The following is a 14336-nucleotide window of genomic DNA, read 5'->3' on the forward strand; positions in this document are numbered from 1 at the left end:
TTTGATCTGGGACGGGGCGCAGGCCTGCCCTATCTTTGATCTATGAGTCTCGATCAGATCACAGGATTCCCTTTGCGCAAGGGGCGGGTGCACGAAGTGTGCGGCCCCTCGGCCTTTGGCTTTGCGGCCGTGGTTGCAGGGCTGGCGGGTACGCGGTTCCTGTGGGTGCGCGAAAGCTGGCAGGGCAGTGTGCTGAACCCCGTGGGCGGGGGCGCTTTCTTTGATCCTGCGATGCTGCTGGTGGCGCAGGCCAAGGATCAACTGGATGCCTTGGCCGTGACCGAAGAAGCGCTGAGAGATGGCTCTATGCCTGTCGTGATTGTTGAGCTTAGCCAGCCACTGTCCTTGAAAGCGGGGCGGCGGTTGCAGCTGGCGGCGAAGGCCGGGCGCTCGACGGGCCTGTGCATTATCCCCGAAGGCATGGGCAGCAATGCGGCCGAGACGCGCTGGCATTCGACGCCGATTTATGACCCCAAGGATTCGACTCTGAATTGCTGGAAGCTTATAAAGAACAAAACAGGAACAAATGGAGCCTGGAATGTTCGCTGGCAGGCCGCGTCGCGTCGTTTGCATATGGTTTCCCCGGCTGGCGAGTGACCGGGTTCTGCGCGCATGTCCGGTCGATGGGCCCTTTGCGCTGACCCTGATGCAGCAGAACACGACGCGGCTGTATTGCCTGAACGCGGCGGCGCAGGGGCAGGGGTTGCAGCGGGGGATGCCGTACTCTGACGCGCGCGCCTTTTGCCCCGATCTGCAAAGCCAGCCTGCCGACACCGCGGCAGAGGAACGGTTCCAATTGGTCCTGCGCCGGTGGGCGACGCGGTACTCGCCTTGGGTGGGGTTAGAGGGGCACGATGGGCTGGTGCTGGATATCTCGGGCGTGGCGCATCTGTTCGGTGGAGAGGCCGGTTTGCTGGCCGACATGCGCCAGCGGCTGATGCGGGCGGGGCTGTTTGCCCAGATCGGTCTGGGTGACACGCGTGGCGCGGCTTGGGCCTTGGCCCACGCGGGCGAGGGGCAGGCGGCCCCCGGCGACCCGCTAACGGCGTTGGGCGAGCTGCCTGTCAGCGCCCTGCGGCTGGACGAAAAGACGGTCATCGCCCTGCAACGGCTTGGCCTGCGAACCATCGCCGCCTTGGACGCTGCCGCGCGCGCGCCCCTGACCCGACGCTTTGGGCCGGACCTGCTGTTGCGGCTGGATCAGGCCTTGGGGCGGCAGCCGGAAGAACTCTCTCCGATGGCCGAGCCGCCGCATTACGGGGTGCGGATGACCCTGCCGGAACCCATCGGTCTGACCGATGATGTCATGGCCGGGACGGAACGGCTGTTGCGGCAGCTTTGCACCAAGCTGAAGGCGCAAGAGGCCGGGGCAAGAGAGTTGATGCTGACCCTGCGCCGCGTCGATCAGGGCAATCAGCAGGTAGAGCTGCGTCTGGCCGCCGCCCTGCGCGACCCGGACCGGATTATCAGCCTCTTTGAACGCGGGATCAGCGGGGTAGACGCAGGCTTTGGTATTGACCAGTTGCGCCTTCAGGCCACGCGGGTCGAACCCCTGCCGGTGCAGCAGATCAGCCATGTGTCCTCGGACCGGGCCGATCAGGTGGACGATCTGATCAGCCGCATCGGCGCGCGGATCGGGCTAGAGAATATCCAGCGCTTCCTGCCCGCCGACAGCCACATCCCCGAGCGCAGCTTCATCGTCGCCCCCGCCGCCTATTCCAAACCGGAAGGGGGCTGGGCGGCACCGCGCCCGCGCCCCCTGTCCCTGTTCCCGCCAGAGCCCATCGCAGGCAGCGGATCGCGCCCGCCGAAACGCTTCCGCTGGCGGCGCATGTCGCTGAGCACCGCGCGGGCCACCGGGCCTGAACGCATCCTGCCCGAATGGTGGTTGCAGGACGACAATTGGCGCGGGGGGCTGCGCGATTATTGGCATGTGGAAACGCGGCAGGGCTGGCGGCTGTGGCTGTTCTATACCCCGCAAAACCCGGGCTGGTTCGTGCAGGGGCAATTCGCATGAGTGATACCCGCATCCCTCATCTGTCCACCTATGCAGAGCTGTGCGTGACCACGAATTTCACCTTCCTCACCGGGGCGTCCCACCCCGAGGAATACGTGGTCCGCGCGGCCGAGCTGGGGTTGGAAGCCATCGCCATCACCGACCGCAATTCGCTGGCCGGGGTGGTGCGGGCGTTTTCCGCGCTGAAAGAGCTGAAACGCGCGGCCGAGGAAGATGTTCAGGTGCGCTCTCAGCAGCGGATCGACCCGTCCTCGCGCCAGAAAACCGGCCCGGACGAAGGCCTGCCCCGCCCCGCAACTCCGCGCCTGCCCAAGCTGATCGTTGGTTGCCGTCTGGTCTTGCGCGACAACCCGGTGCACTGGCTGGCCCTGCCGCGCGACCGGGCGGGTTACGCCCGGCTGTCGCAACTGCTGACCCTTGGCAAACGGCGGGCCGAGAAGGGGCAGTGCGATCTGACCCTGTCCGACCTGTTGGACCATGGCGCGGGCATGACCCTGATCGCCCTGCCGCAGGATGGCTTGCACCACGCCGCAGAACAAATCCGGCAGATGCGCCGCCGCTATCCCGGCCATGTGTTTCTGGGCGCGGCCCCGAAATACGATGGTTCTGATCAGGCGTACCTAGAGGCCTGCGCCGCGCTGGCGCTGAAAACCTCTGCCCCGATGGTGGCGGTGGGCGATGTGCTGATGCACCGGGGCGCGCGCAAACAGCTGGCCGATGTGCTGACCTGTATGCGCGAGCATATCACCATCGACCAGATCGGCACCCGTGCGCTGCTCAATTCGGAACGGCGGCTGAAGGGGTACGATGATATGCTGCGCGTTTTCCACCATCACCCTGCCGCCTTGCGCCGCAGCGTGGAGATCGCCGCGCGCAGTTCCTTCTGCCTGTCAGAGCTTAGCTATGAATACCCCGATGAAATTGCCGAGAATGAGACCCCTCAAGCCCGCCTGAAGCGTCTGGCGAAAGAGGGGCTAAAGCGCCGCTATCCTGACGGCCCGCCCGACCGGGCGCTGCAGCTGATGGACAAGGAATTGAACCTGGTTCAGGAGCTGGGCTTCCCCGCCTATTTCCTGACCGTCTATGACATCGTGCAATTCGCACGCTCGCAGGGGATCCTGTGTCAGGGGCGCGGCTCTGCCGCAAACTCGATCCTGTGTTACCTGCTTGGCATCACCGATGTCTCCCCGGACATGATCGCCATGGTGTTCGAACGCTTCATCTCGCGCTATCGCGGCGAGCCGCCCGATATCGACGTGGATTTCGAACATGAACGCCGGGAAGAGGTGATCCAGTGGATTTATCAAAAATACGGGCGGCATCGGGCGGGGCTGTGCGCCACCGTGATCCACTTTCGGTCTCGGGCTGCGATCCGTGAGGTGGGCAAGGTGATGGGGCTTAGTCAGGACGTGACCGCCAGCCTGTCCAGCCAGATCTGGGGCCAGTCCAACAAGGGCGCCGAGATGGAGCGGATACGTGAACTGGGCCTTGATCCCACCGACCGGCGCCTGTCCCAGACCATCCGCCTGATCAAAGAGGTCATCGGCTTCCCCCGCCACCTGTCGCAACACGTGGGCGGTTTCGTCATCACCAAGGGGCGGCTGGATGCGCTGTGCCCGATCGAGAACGCCGCGATGGAGGATCGCACCGTCATCGAATGGGACAAGGACGATATCGACACGCTGGGCATCCTGAAGGTCGATGTGCTGGGGCTGGGGATGCTGTCGTGCATCCGCAAGTCCTTTGACCTTCTGCGCCAGCATGACGATGTGCGCGTGACCCTTGCCACCGTCCCGCAAGAGGACCGCACGACCTATGACATGCTGCAAAAGGCTGATGCGGTGGGGGTGTTTCAGGTGGAAAGCCGGGCGCAGATGAACTTTCTGCCCCGGATGAAACCCGCCACCTTCTATGATCTGGTGATCGAGGTCGCCATCGTCCGCCCCGGCCCGATCCAAGGCGGCATGGTGCAGCCCTTCATCCGGCGGCGGCAGGGATTGGAAAAGCCCGAACCCTTTGGCCCTGCGCTGGAACAGGTCACCGCCCGCACCCTTGGCGTGCCGCTGTTTCAAGAGCAGGCCATGCAGATCGCCGTCGTTGGCGCCGGTTTCACCGCCGAAGAGGCCGACCGGTTGCGCCGATCCCTCGCCTCTTTCCGGCGGATGGGCAGTATTGGCGTTTTCCGCGACAAGTTTGTCGAGGGGATGCTGGCCAATGGCTATGACATGGACACGGCCGAGCGCTGTTTCTCGCAGATCGAAGGCTTTGCCGACTATGGCTTCCCCGAAAGCCACGCGGCGGCCTTTGCGATGCTGGTCTATGTCTCGGCCTGGCTGAAATGCCACCACCCGGCGGTCTTTGCCTGCGCGCTACTGAATTCTCAGCCGATGGGGTTTTACGCGCCTGCGCAGATCGTGCGCGACGTCCGCGAACATCAGGTCGAGGTGCGCCCGATCTGCCTGAACGCCAGCGACTGGGACAACACGCTGGAGCGCCGCCCCGACGGGGCGCTGGCCCTGCGGTTGGGGTTCCGACAGATCAAAGGCTTCAAAGAAGAGGACGCCAACTGGATCGTCGCCGCCCGTGGTAATGGTTACCCTGATCCTGAATCCGTCTGGCTGCGCGCCGGTCTGCGCCCCGCCGCGTTAGAGCGACTGGCCGAGGCTGATGCGTTTTCCGGCATGGGTCTGACCCGCCGCGATGCCCTGTGGCAGGTTCGTGCTATTCGGGGCCAAGCCCCGCTGCCTCTGTTCAATGACCCGATTGATGGCGAGATGATCCGCGAGCCGGATGTAGAACTCCCCTCGATGCATCTGGGGGAAGAGGTGGTCGAGGATTACGTTTCGATGCGGCTGACCCTGCGCGCCCATCCGATGGAGCTGCTGCGCCCGCAAATCCCCGATCTGACCCCGCATGACATGTTGCCAGAGGTCCCGCCCGGCCAGATCAGCGTCTGCGGGTTGGTGATCACCCGGCAACGGCCCGGCACGGCCTCGGGCGTGATCTTCCTGACGCTTGAGGATGAAACCGGCGTGTCCAACGTCATCGTCTGGCCGAAGGTCTATGAACAATATCGCCGGTCCGTCATGGGTGGACGGCTGTTGCGCGTCTGGGGCTATCTGCAGCGCGAGGGCATCGTCGTTCATGTCATTGCTCAACGGATCGAGGATCTCTCGCCCCGCCTGTCCGACCTTGGTCATCCGCTGGACGAAACCGTGGGCTTGTCGCAACCTACCGCGGACGAAGCCCCGCGCCCTCGCAAAGCCCCGAAATCCGCCGCACGACACCCGCGCGAACAGGCCAAACGGCTGTTCCCAAGCCGCGATTTCCACTGACCCAAGGCCCCTGTGACACATCCGCCGGTTAGCGGGTATGCAATTTGCGGGACTAGTTAGGTCGCGCGCCGCGTGTATAGTTGCGTTGTCTGGTCGGGGAGGACCGGGCAGGCGGCCCGATTGCCGCCATGGAAAGGCGCACTGAGGAGGGGACACCTAATGGACATCGAGAAAATTCAGGACCAGTCGCAGGACTGGGCAGAGTTGCTTGGCCGCGCGCAGACAGCCATGCAACGTGCAGGCCAGTTGGCCGCCGACAAGGCCAGCGGGGAAGAGTACTCGATCGTTGATTTCAACTCTGTCATGCAGGCCTATATGACGGCCCTGCCGCAGCTCTTTGCCGATCCGGTCCGCATGATGGACTGTATGCAAAGCTATTGGCTAAGCTGGGCCGGGGCTTGGACCGACGCGTTCTCTGGTGACAACGCAGGCACCAAGGACAAACGTTTTCGCGACCAGCGCTGGCAGGATGATCCGGTGCTGCAAGGGCTGAAGGAAAGCCATATCGCTTTGGAAAACGCGACCGAGGAATTCCTGTCCGGCCTGCCAGACGGCACCAAGGAAACCCTGCGCGTGAAGTTTTATACACGTCAGATGCTGTCCGCCATGTCCCCGGCGAACCACCTGATGATCAACCCCGCTGCCCGCGAAACGATGATCGAAACCGAAGGTCAAAGCGTTCTGGACGGGTTCCGCAATCTTGTCGAAGATCTGGAGCGCGGCGATGGCCGGCTTGAAATCCAGACCAGCGATCCTCAGGCGTTCGAGGTAGGCAAAGATCTGGCCACCACGCCGGGCAAGGTGATCTATGAAAACCAGCTGATGCAGCTGATCCACTACGCGCCGCTGACCAAGAAACAGAAGAAGCGCCCGCTGATCTTCATCCCCCCGTGGATCAACAAATACTACATCTTCGACATGCGCCCCGATAACTCTTTGGTGCGCTATATGCTGGAGCAGGGCCACAGCGTCTTCTTGATTTCATGGGTGAACCCGACCAAGGAACACGCGGACCTCAGTTTTGAGGACTACATGAAACTGGGCCCGTTGACCGCGCTGGATGTCGCGCAAGAGATCACGGGCGAGGACAAGTTCGACCTGCTGGGCTTCTGCATCGGGGGCATTCTGCTGACCGCGACGCTGGCCTATATGGCCGCCAAGAAAGACAAGCGCGCCGCGACGGCCACCACTCTGGCCACGATGGTCGACTTCACCAATGTGGGGGAGACCGGCGTCTTTATTGACCGCGACCGTCTTGCCGCCATGCGCGAGCATATGAAGACCACTGGTTACCTTGAGAACCACCACCTGCAGGACATGTTCTCGATGATGCGCGAGAACGATCTGGTCTGGTCGTTCCACGTCATGAACTATCTGATGGGCAAAAAGCCCCCGGCGTTCGACCTGCTGTACTGGAATGCGGACAGCACACGCCTGCCGGCGGCCATGTTGCTGTGGTACCTCGAGCATATCTATATCGAAAATGGCCTGCGCGAACCGGGTAAGCTGACGCTGGACGGCGTGCCGATCGACATCAGCAAGATCGACGTTCCGTTCTTTGTGCTGGCCACCAAGGAAGACCACATCGCCTTGTGGAGCTCTATTTACCCAACCACCCAACTGCTGGGCGGCGAAGTGAAGTTCGTTCTGGGCGGGTCCGGCCATATCGCGGGGGTCATCAATCCTCCGGTCGAGAAGGCGAAGTACAACTACTATACCCGCGACGACTATCCTGAAAGCCACGAGGAATGGTTGGAAGGTGCAGAAGAGCACAAAGGCTCTTGGTGGCCAGAGTGGAGCAAGTGGATGGCCGAGCACACTGACGAAGAAGACGTGCCCGCCCGCAAGCCCGGTATGGGCAAGGTCAAAGCGATCGAAGATGCGCCCGGCCGATATGTGATGGCGAAATAGCCGGTAGAAATATTCAAGAAAACGGCGCCTTCGGGTGCCGTTTTTATATTTTGGGAAGAGGACCCTTGACCTTCCAGTGACTGGAACCCTTATTTGGGGCAGAGTACCAGATTCGAGGCTCTTCCATGACTGCTCATTCCAAGATAATCCTTTCCGTTGACGGCATGACCTGCGGCAGCTGCGCCAGCCGTGTAAACCGCGCCTTGGCCGCTGTGCCGGGTGTAGATGAGGTCAGCGTCAACCTTGCGGCCGATACGGCCACCGTCAAACTTGCTGATGGTTCGGTTACGGCAGAAGCGCTGATGGCGGCCTCGACCGAGGCGGGTTATCCCGCACGCCTATCCGATGAACACATCCGCGACCAACAGCGCGCCCGGAAAGAGGCCGAGGCCCAGACAGCCTTGCGGCGCGCCGTTCTTGCCGCTGTTCTGACCTTGCCGGTTTTCCTGGTCGAGATGGGCGGCCACCTGATCCCCGCATTGCACCACTTTATCGGACAGACCATCGGGCATCAGACCAGCTGGATTCTACAATTTCTGCTGACGACACTGGTGCTGGCGGGACCGGGGCGAGATTTCTATGCCAAAGGTTTCCCCGCTCTGGCGAAAGGCCGCCCCGATATGAACAGCCTTGTCGCGCTGGGCACGGCTGCGGCCTATAGCTATTCCGTCATTGCCACCTTCCTGCCGGGCCTTTTGCCGGACGCGGTGCGGGCCGTCTATTTCGAGGCCGCCGCCGTCATCGTTGTCCTGATCCTGACCGGTCGCTTCTTAGAAGCGCGCGCCAAGGGGCGCACCGGGGCCGCAATCCAGACTCTTCTAAAACTGCAGGCCCGCTCGGCCCGCGTAAAGCGGGATGGGGACGTTGTTGATGTGCCGGTAGACGACATTCAGCCCGGCGACATCATCGTCCTACGGCCCGGCGAACGGATCGCTGTAGACGGAGAGGTCACCGAAGGCAGCAGCCATGTCGATGAAAGCATGCTGACCGGCGAACCCCTGCCTGTGGTGAAGTCCAAGGGCGCCGAGGTCACCGGTGGCACCGTCAATGGCGCAGGCAGCCTTGAATTCCGTGCGACCCGCGTTGGCGGCGACACGACCCTGTCGCAGATCATCCGCATGGTCGAAGAGGCTCAGGCCGCCAAGCTGCCGATCCAAGGCCTTGTGGATCGGATCACCCTTTGGTTTGTGCCAGCGGTTCTGCTGATTGCGACAGTCACCGTATTGGCTTGGCTGCTGACCGGTGCGCCAGTCACGCTTGCGCTGGTTGCGGGCGTCTCGGTGCTGATCATCGCCTGCCCCTGTGCCATGGGCTTGGCCACGCCGACCTCGATCATGGTGGGCACGGGCCGCGCCGCCGAACTGGGTGTGCTTTTCCGCAAAGGTGACGCGCTGCAACGGTTGTCGACGGTCGACGTGGTTGCGCTCGACAAGACCGGTACGTTGACAGAGGGCCGTCCCGAGATGACCGACCTGATCCTTGCCGATGGATTCGACCGAGCCGAGGTTCTTGCCCGTGTTGCAGCCGTCGAGGTTCGCTCAGAACACCCGATCGCGCAGGCCATCACCCGCGCCGCCAAAGCGGAAGAGGCGGATACCCTGACAGCCGAAGAGTTCACCGCGATCCCCGGCTTTGGCGCCAAAGCCACAGTCGCAGGCCAAGTGGTTCTGGTCGGCGCCGATCGTCTGATGGACCGCGAGGGCATCGATATTGCCGCGTTGAAACAGACCGAGTCCGATCTGGCCTCTCTGGGGAAAACCGCGCTCTTCGCGGCTATCGACGGGCAGGCGGCGGCCGTTATCGCTGTGTCAGACCCGCTCAAGCCGACGACCCCGGCAGCGATCCAAGCCTTCCACGACGAAGGATTGCACGTGGTCATGCTGACCGGCGACAAGCGCGAAACGGCCCGAGCCATTGCGGACGAGCTGGGCATTGATCAGGTCGTCGCGGGCGTTCTGCCCGACGGCAAGGTCGAGGTGCTCAAGGCCCTTCAGGACGAAGGCAACATCGTGGCCTTCACCGGCGACGGTATCAACGACGCGCCCGCACTGGCGCAGTCTGACGTGGGTATCGCCATTGGTACCGGCACCGATGTGGCGATCGAGGCCGCAGACGTTGTCCTAATGTCCGGCGACCTTCGTGGGGTGGTGAACGCCCATCAGGTTTCCACCCGGACATTGGGCAATATCCGTCAGAACCTGTTCTGGGCCTTTGGGTACAATGTCGCGCTTATCCCCGTGGCCGCGGGCGTCCTGTACCCCGCCTTTGGGCTGCTGCTGTCACCCATGCTGGCCGCTGGCGCCATGGCCTTGTCGTCGGTCTTTGTCCTGACCAACGCCCTTCGCCTGCGCCGGGTCCGCGCTGTTCTAGGAGACCCATCATGAATATCGGAGAAGTTGCCGACCGCACCGGCGTGCCCTCGAAAACCATCCGGTATTACGAAGATATCGGCCTGATCACCCCGGCCCGCACAACGAACGGCTATCGCCACTTCCGCGAGACCGATCTGCACAAGCTCAGCTTCCTCGGCCGTGCGCGCGCACTTGGGTTCACCATCGAAGACTGCCGCACCCTGATGGCGCTTTACGAAGATGACACCCGCGAAAGCGCTAAGGTCAAGCAGTTGGCACAGGCTCATCTGGATGAGATTGATCAAAAAATCGCACAGCTACAAGGCATGCGCGCGACCCTGTCGCATCTGGTCGAGTGCTGCGCGGGGGATGATCGCCCGGATTGCCCGATCCTTCAGGATCTGGGCGGCGAACCGGCGGAATAGCGCCCGTCTCATAAGATTTGTTGCGGTTTTGAAGGTTGGCCCGCATCATGTGACCAACCCACCAATACCGTGACCTCTTGTTCACAGAGGCTCCGCAGCCCGAAGGATATCACCGTGCCCTTTTTCGCCGCTTTGAATCTCATCCGCCAGTTCGCCCCTGCCACCAAGCTAGCCTTGCAGGTTCTATTGCTGGCTTCTGCTTTTCTTTTGTCACCGGCACAAACCGTCCAGGCGCAGGACAACGGCACAGCCCAAACCGAACAGGCGCTGAAGCTGGATCGCGAATTCAGGGCAGAGCTTCAATTGCGACTGCAACTTCTCGGATTTGATCCTAAAGGCACCGACGGATTTTTCGGTCCCAATTCACGCAAGGCGATCTCGGCCTGGCAGGTAAGCATCGACGCCGAACCGACGGGCTATTTCTCGGTCGGATTGATGGACAAGCTGATCCTGCAAAGCCAGCCAGCCTTTGACGCATGGTCGCTGGAAAATCCTGAAGGCGACATCCTTAAATACTGACGGCATCAGTACACGGAATAGAAAAAGCCGCCCCGAGGGGCGGCTTTCGTCATTTCAATACTGTCCGTACAGCTTAGCCGATGATCGCGTTCAGCGTGGCGCTGGGACGCATGACCTTGGCTTTCAACTCGACGCTGGGGCGGAAGTAGCCGCCGATGTCGGCTGCGGGACCTTGGGCCGCTGCCAGTTCGGACAGGATCGCTTCTTCGCCGTCGGCCAGAGCCTTGGCGATCGGGGCGAACTCGGCAGCCAGATCTGCGTCGTCCGACTGTGCGGCCAGGGCTTCTGCCCAGTAGCGCGCGAACCAGTAGTGGCTGTCGCGGTTGTCCGGCTCACCCACTTTGCGCGAAGGCGAACGGTTGTCGTCCAGAATGCCTTGGGTGGCTGCTTCGGCTGCCGCGCCCAGAACACCCGCTTTCGCGTTGCCCTTGCTGTCGGCAAGGAAGTTCAGCGATTCACCCAGTGCACAGAACTCACCCATCGAGTCCCAACGCAGGTGGTTCTGTTCAACCAGCTGCTGAACGTGCTTCGGTGCCGAGCCGCCCGCGCCGGTTTCAAACAGGCCGCCGCCGTTCATCAGTTTCACGATCGACAGCATCTTGGCCGAGGTGCCCAGTTCCAGGATCGGGAACAGGTCGGTCAGGTAGTCGCGCAGAACGTTACCGGTGATGGCGATCGAGTCGTTGCCCGCGGTGATGGTCTTCAGCGACTGGGCGGTTGCCTCACGTGGGGCCATGATCTGGAACTTGTCGGCAACGCCTTTCTCTTCCAGAACCGGCTTCACGTATTCGATCAGCTGAGCATCGTGGGCGCGGTTTGCGTCCAGCCAGAAGATGGCTTCCGAACCGGTCAGACGCTGGCGGTCCATGGCCAGCTCGATCCAGTTCAGGATCGGCGCTTTCTTCACGGTGCAGGAGCGCCAGATGTCACCAGCCTCTACATCGTGCGAATGCAGGGTCTCGCCATTGGCCAGAACGATGCGGATGGTACCGTCTGCCGGTGCCTCGAACGTGGTCGGATGCGAGCCGTACTCTTCGGCTTTCTGTGCCATCAGGCCGACGTTGGCGACGGAACCCGCGGTGGTCACGTCCAGCGCGCCATTGGCTTTGAAGAAGTTGATGGTTTCGTCATAGACGGTCGCATAGCAGCGGTCGGGGATGACACAGTTGGTGTCGCCCTTTGCGCCGGTTTCGTCCCAGCCCTTGCCGCCAGCGCGGATCACAGCCGGCATCGAGGCGTCGATGATGACGTCCGACGGCACGTGCAGGTTGGTGATGCCTTTGTCGCTGTCGACCATGTACATAGACGGACGGTCCAGTGCGGCGATCTCAGCTTTGATTTCGGCGGCGTTGGGCAGGGTGTCGATGGCGGCCAGAACCGCGCCCAGACCCGAGTTCGCATCGCCACCGGCAGCAGCAATCGCGTCGCCATGAGCTTCCCAAACCGGGCCCAGCCATGCTTTGACCGCGTGGCCGAAGATGATCGGGTCGGACACTTTCATCATGGTCGCTTTCATGTGCAGCGAGAACATGGTGCCGTCGGCTTTGGTGTCTTCGATGGCGTCTGCCAGGAACGCGCCCAGAGCTTTCGCCGACATGAAGGTCGCGTCAGCAACGGTGCCTTCTTCCAGCGGCCAGCCGTCTTTCAGAACGGTGACTGCGCCGTCTTTGCCCACGAATTCGATCTTCGCGTCGCCTGCCTGGGCGGCCGAGATGGTGGCCGACACTTCGTTGGCGTAGAAGTCGTTGCCGGGCATGGACGAAACTTTGGTTTTGCTGTCAGCAACCCATGCACCCATTGAGTGCGGGTTGTTCTGGGCAAAGTTCTTAACAGCGCGGGCCGAACGGCGGTCCGAGTTACCTTCGCGCAGGACCGGGTTCACGGCCGATCCTTTGATCGCGTCGTAACGGGCCTTGATCGCGGCTTCTTCGTCATTGGCAGGCGTTTCAGGGTAGTTCGGCAGGTTATAGCCCTGACCCTGCAGCTCGGTGATCGCGGCAACCAGCTGCGGAACCGACGCCGAGATGTTCGGCAGTTTGATGACGTTGGCGTCCGGGGTTTTTACCAGAACACCCAACGCGGCCAGATCGTCGTCCTGACGCTGTTCTTCGGTCAGGTTCTCGGGGAAGGTCGCGATGATGCGGCCTGCCAGCGAAATATCGGGGGTACCGACGGTGATATCAGCTGCGGATACGAACTTGCGAATGATCGGCAGGAAAGACGCCGAGGCCAGCTCGGGCGCTTCGTCTACAATTGTATACAATATGTCAGGGGTTTTGTTCTCAGCCATCGTCTCTTCCCTTTTTCCGATTTCGGGTGTTCTTGCCGCAGGACTGCGGCGCGGGGTTGCTGTGTCTCTCTCTGCGCGGCTATGTGCCTTGATGCGCAGGGTGTTAAAACAAACCTCGCCTAAAACAGATTGCCGAAATTATCAACCATGGATGGGCCCGGAAACCGGGGCATTTTGCCTCTGCCCCCGGAAATCTCGGAAATTTTGCGGTGAGGGACTGCCTTCCCGTGTCGGGCGGGCTATAGCATAGAAAACTGGTCCGATGATTTGACCGGGATTAAGGGGGATAAAATGGCAGAACTCAGATTTGCGTCCAGTCTGGACCGGTTGGGAACGGAATCAGCCTTTGTCGTGTTGGCACGGGCGCAGCAACTGGCGGCGCAGGGCAAGGACATTATCAATCTTGGTATTGGCCAACCCGATTTTCAAACGCCCGAGCATATCGTAGAGGCCGGGATCAAGGCGCTGCGTGACGGGCATCACGGTTATACCCCGGCCAACGGGATCCCCGCCCTGCGCGAGGCCGTTGCCGCCGACCTGCATCGCCGTCACGGGGTCGAGGTGAACCCGGACAACGTGGTCGTGGTGCCCGGTGGCAAACCCACCATGTTCTTCGCGGTGCTGATGTTTGGCCAGCCCGGAGCCGAGATCATGTATCCCAACCCCGGTTTCCCGATCTACGAGTCCGTGATCCGCTATTCCGGCGCGACCCCGGTTCCGATTGCCCTGCGAGAGGAAGAGGGTTTCGCCTTTTCCGCCGAGGCCGTTCTGGACCAGATCACCGACAAGACCAGCCTGATCATCATCAACAGCCCCGCCAATCCTACCGGCGGCGTGACACCGAAGGAAGAGATCGACAAGCTGGTCGCGGGCCTTGCTGACCACCCGCATGTGACACTCATGTCGGACGAGATTTATTCGAACATGCTCTATGGCGGACGCAAACATGTCAGCCTGTTGCAATACCCGGAAATCCGCGACCGGCTGATCATGCTGGACGGCTGGTCCAAGACCTATGCGATGACTGGCTGGCGGCTTGGCTATGCGGTCTGGCCCGATGCGGCGGTGGATCACGTGACACGCCTGTGCATCAACGACCATTCCTGTGTGAATGCGGCCACGCAATACGCGGGCATCGCTGCGCTTAACGGCCCGCAGGATGCGGTCGACGATATGATGGTCCACTTCGACGACCGTCGTCAGGCGATCGTGCAAGCGCTGAACGAGCTTCCCGGCGTTCGCTGCAGCGACCCCGGCGGCGCCTTCTATGCTTTCCCGAATATCAAAGGGACCGGCATGACCTCGAAACAGGCGCAGGACCGTATTCTGGAAGAGGCTGGCGTGGCCACCGTGGCCGGGACCTCTTTCGGGGCCTGGGGCGAGGGCTTTTTGCGGTTCTCCTATGCCAACAGCAAGGAAAACATCCTGACCGCCATCGACCGGATCAAGCCTCTGCTTTCATAGCTGGGCATGGTTGTCCGACAAAGT

At 61.9% G+C, this 14336-nt stretch carries 9 protein-coding genes; 8 read left to right on the forward strand and 1 reads right to left on the reverse strand.

Annotated features, from left to right (window positions below; genetic code table 11):
* Positions 1-42: 42 nt before the first annotated feature.
* From CLM58_RS05785 to CLM58_RS05815, 7 genes are all read left to right on the forward strand, one after another.
* A complete protein-coding gene (locus CLM58_RS05785) occupies positions 43-597 on the forward strand; it encodes an ImuA family protein (RefSeq protein WP_095594987.1) in 555 nt (184 codons plus the stop codon).
* The gene (locus CLM58_RS05790) at positions 539-2017 is read left to right on the forward strand and encodes a Y-family DNA polymerase (RefSeq protein ID WP_095594988.1); all 1479 of its coding nucleotides are present in this window, start codon (positions 539-541) and stop codon (positions 2015-2017) included. Before CLM58_RS05785 ends, CLM58_RS05790 begins: the two co-directional genes overlap by 59 nt.
* The gene (locus CLM58_RS05795; protein ID WP_095594989.1) at positions 2014-5352 is read left to right on the forward strand and encodes an error-prone DNA polymerase; all 3339 of its coding nucleotides are present in this window, start codon (positions 2014-2016) and stop codon (positions 5350-5352) included. Before CLM58_RS05790 ends, CLM58_RS05795 begins: the two co-directional genes overlap by 4 nt.
* Before the next feature lie 159 nt (positions 5353-5511).
* Entirely contained in the window at positions 5512-7263 is a 1752-nt protein-coding gene (locus CLM58_RS05800; protein ID WP_095594990.1) for a PHA/PHB synthase family protein, read from the forward strand.
* 125 nt (positions 7264-7388) lie between these two features.
* Positions 7389-9647: a heavy metal translocating P-type ATPase gene (locus tag CLM58_RS05805; protein WP_095594991.1), complete on the forward strand. Its 2259-nt coding sequence runs from the start codon at positions 7389-7391 to the stop codon at positions 9645-9647.
* Positions 9644-10039, forward strand: coding sequence for a Cu(I)-responsive transcriptional regulator (gene cueR / locus CLM58_RS05810; protein WP_095594992.1), 396 nt, complete (start codon positions 9644-9646; stop codon positions 10037-10039). The genes CLM58_RS05805 and cueR overlap by 4 nt, the downstream gene beginning before the upstream one ends.
* 114 nt (positions 10040-10153) lie before the next feature.
* The gene (locus CLM58_RS05815) at positions 10154-10558 is read left to right on the forward strand and encodes a peptidoglycan-binding domain-containing protein (RefSeq protein WP_095594993.1); all 405 of its coding nucleotides are present in this window, start codon (positions 10154-10156) and stop codon (positions 10556-10558) included.
* A 73-nt stretch (positions 10559-10631) separates the two neighbouring features.
* Here the strand turns inward: CLM58_RS05815 and CLM58_RS05820 are convergent, their stop codons facing one another.
* Positions 10632-12848: an NADP-dependent isocitrate dehydrogenase gene (locus tag CLM58_RS05820; protein WP_095594994.1), complete on the reverse strand. Its 2217-nt coding sequence runs from the start codon at positions 12846-12848 to the stop codon at positions 10632-10634.
* A gap of 291 nt (positions 12849-13139) precedes the next feature.
* Here CLM58_RS05820 and CLM58_RS05825 point away from each other — a divergent pair, with 291 nt between their 5' ends.
* Entirely contained in the window at positions 13140-14312 is a 1173-nt protein-coding gene (locus CLM58_RS05825) for a pyridoxal phosphate-dependent aminotransferase (RefSeq protein ID WP_095594995.1), read from the forward strand.
* The last annotated feature ends 24 nt before the right edge of the window (positions 14313-14336 follow it).

It is taken from the genome of Actibacterium pelagium (assembly GCF_002285415.1).
Lineage (GTDB): Bacteria > Pseudomonadota > Alphaproteobacteria > Rhodobacterales > Rhodobacteraceae > Actibacterium_B > Actibacterium_B pelagium.

Bases quoted from the DNA above. Each gene is read 5' to 3' on its own strand.
- CLM58_RS05820 (WP_095594994.1), bottom strand. From the start codon at position 12,848: ATGGCTGAGAACAAAACCCCTGACATATTGTATACAATTGTAGACGAA.
- CLM58_RS05795 (WP_095594989.1), top strand. From the start codon at position 2,014: ATGAGTGATACCCGCATCCCTCATCTGTCCACCTATGCAGAGCTGTGC.
- CLM58_RS05800 (WP_095594990.1), top strand. From the start codon at position 5,512: ATGGACATCGAGAAAATTCAGGACCAGTCGCAGGACTGGGCAGAGTTG.
- CLM58_RS05785 (WP_095594987.1), top strand. From the start codon at position 43: ATGAGTCTCGATCAGATCACAGGATTCCCTTTGCGCAAGGGGCGGGTG.
- CLM58_RS05805 (WP_095594991.1), top strand. From the start codon at position 7,389: ATGACTGCTCATTCCAAGATAATCCTTTCCGTTGACGGCATGACCTGC.
- CLM58_RS05790 (WP_095594988.1), top strand. From the start codon at position 539: ATGTTCGCTGGCAGGCCGCGTCGCGTCGTTTGCATATGGTTTCCCCGG.
- CLM58_RS05825 (WP_095594995.1), top strand. From the start codon at position 13,140: ATGGCAGAACTCAGATTTGCGTCCAGTCTGGACCGGTTGGGAACGGAA.
- cueR (WP_095594992.1), top strand. From the start codon at position 9,644: ATGAATATCGGAGAAGTTGCCGACCGCACCGGCGTGCCCTCGAAAACC.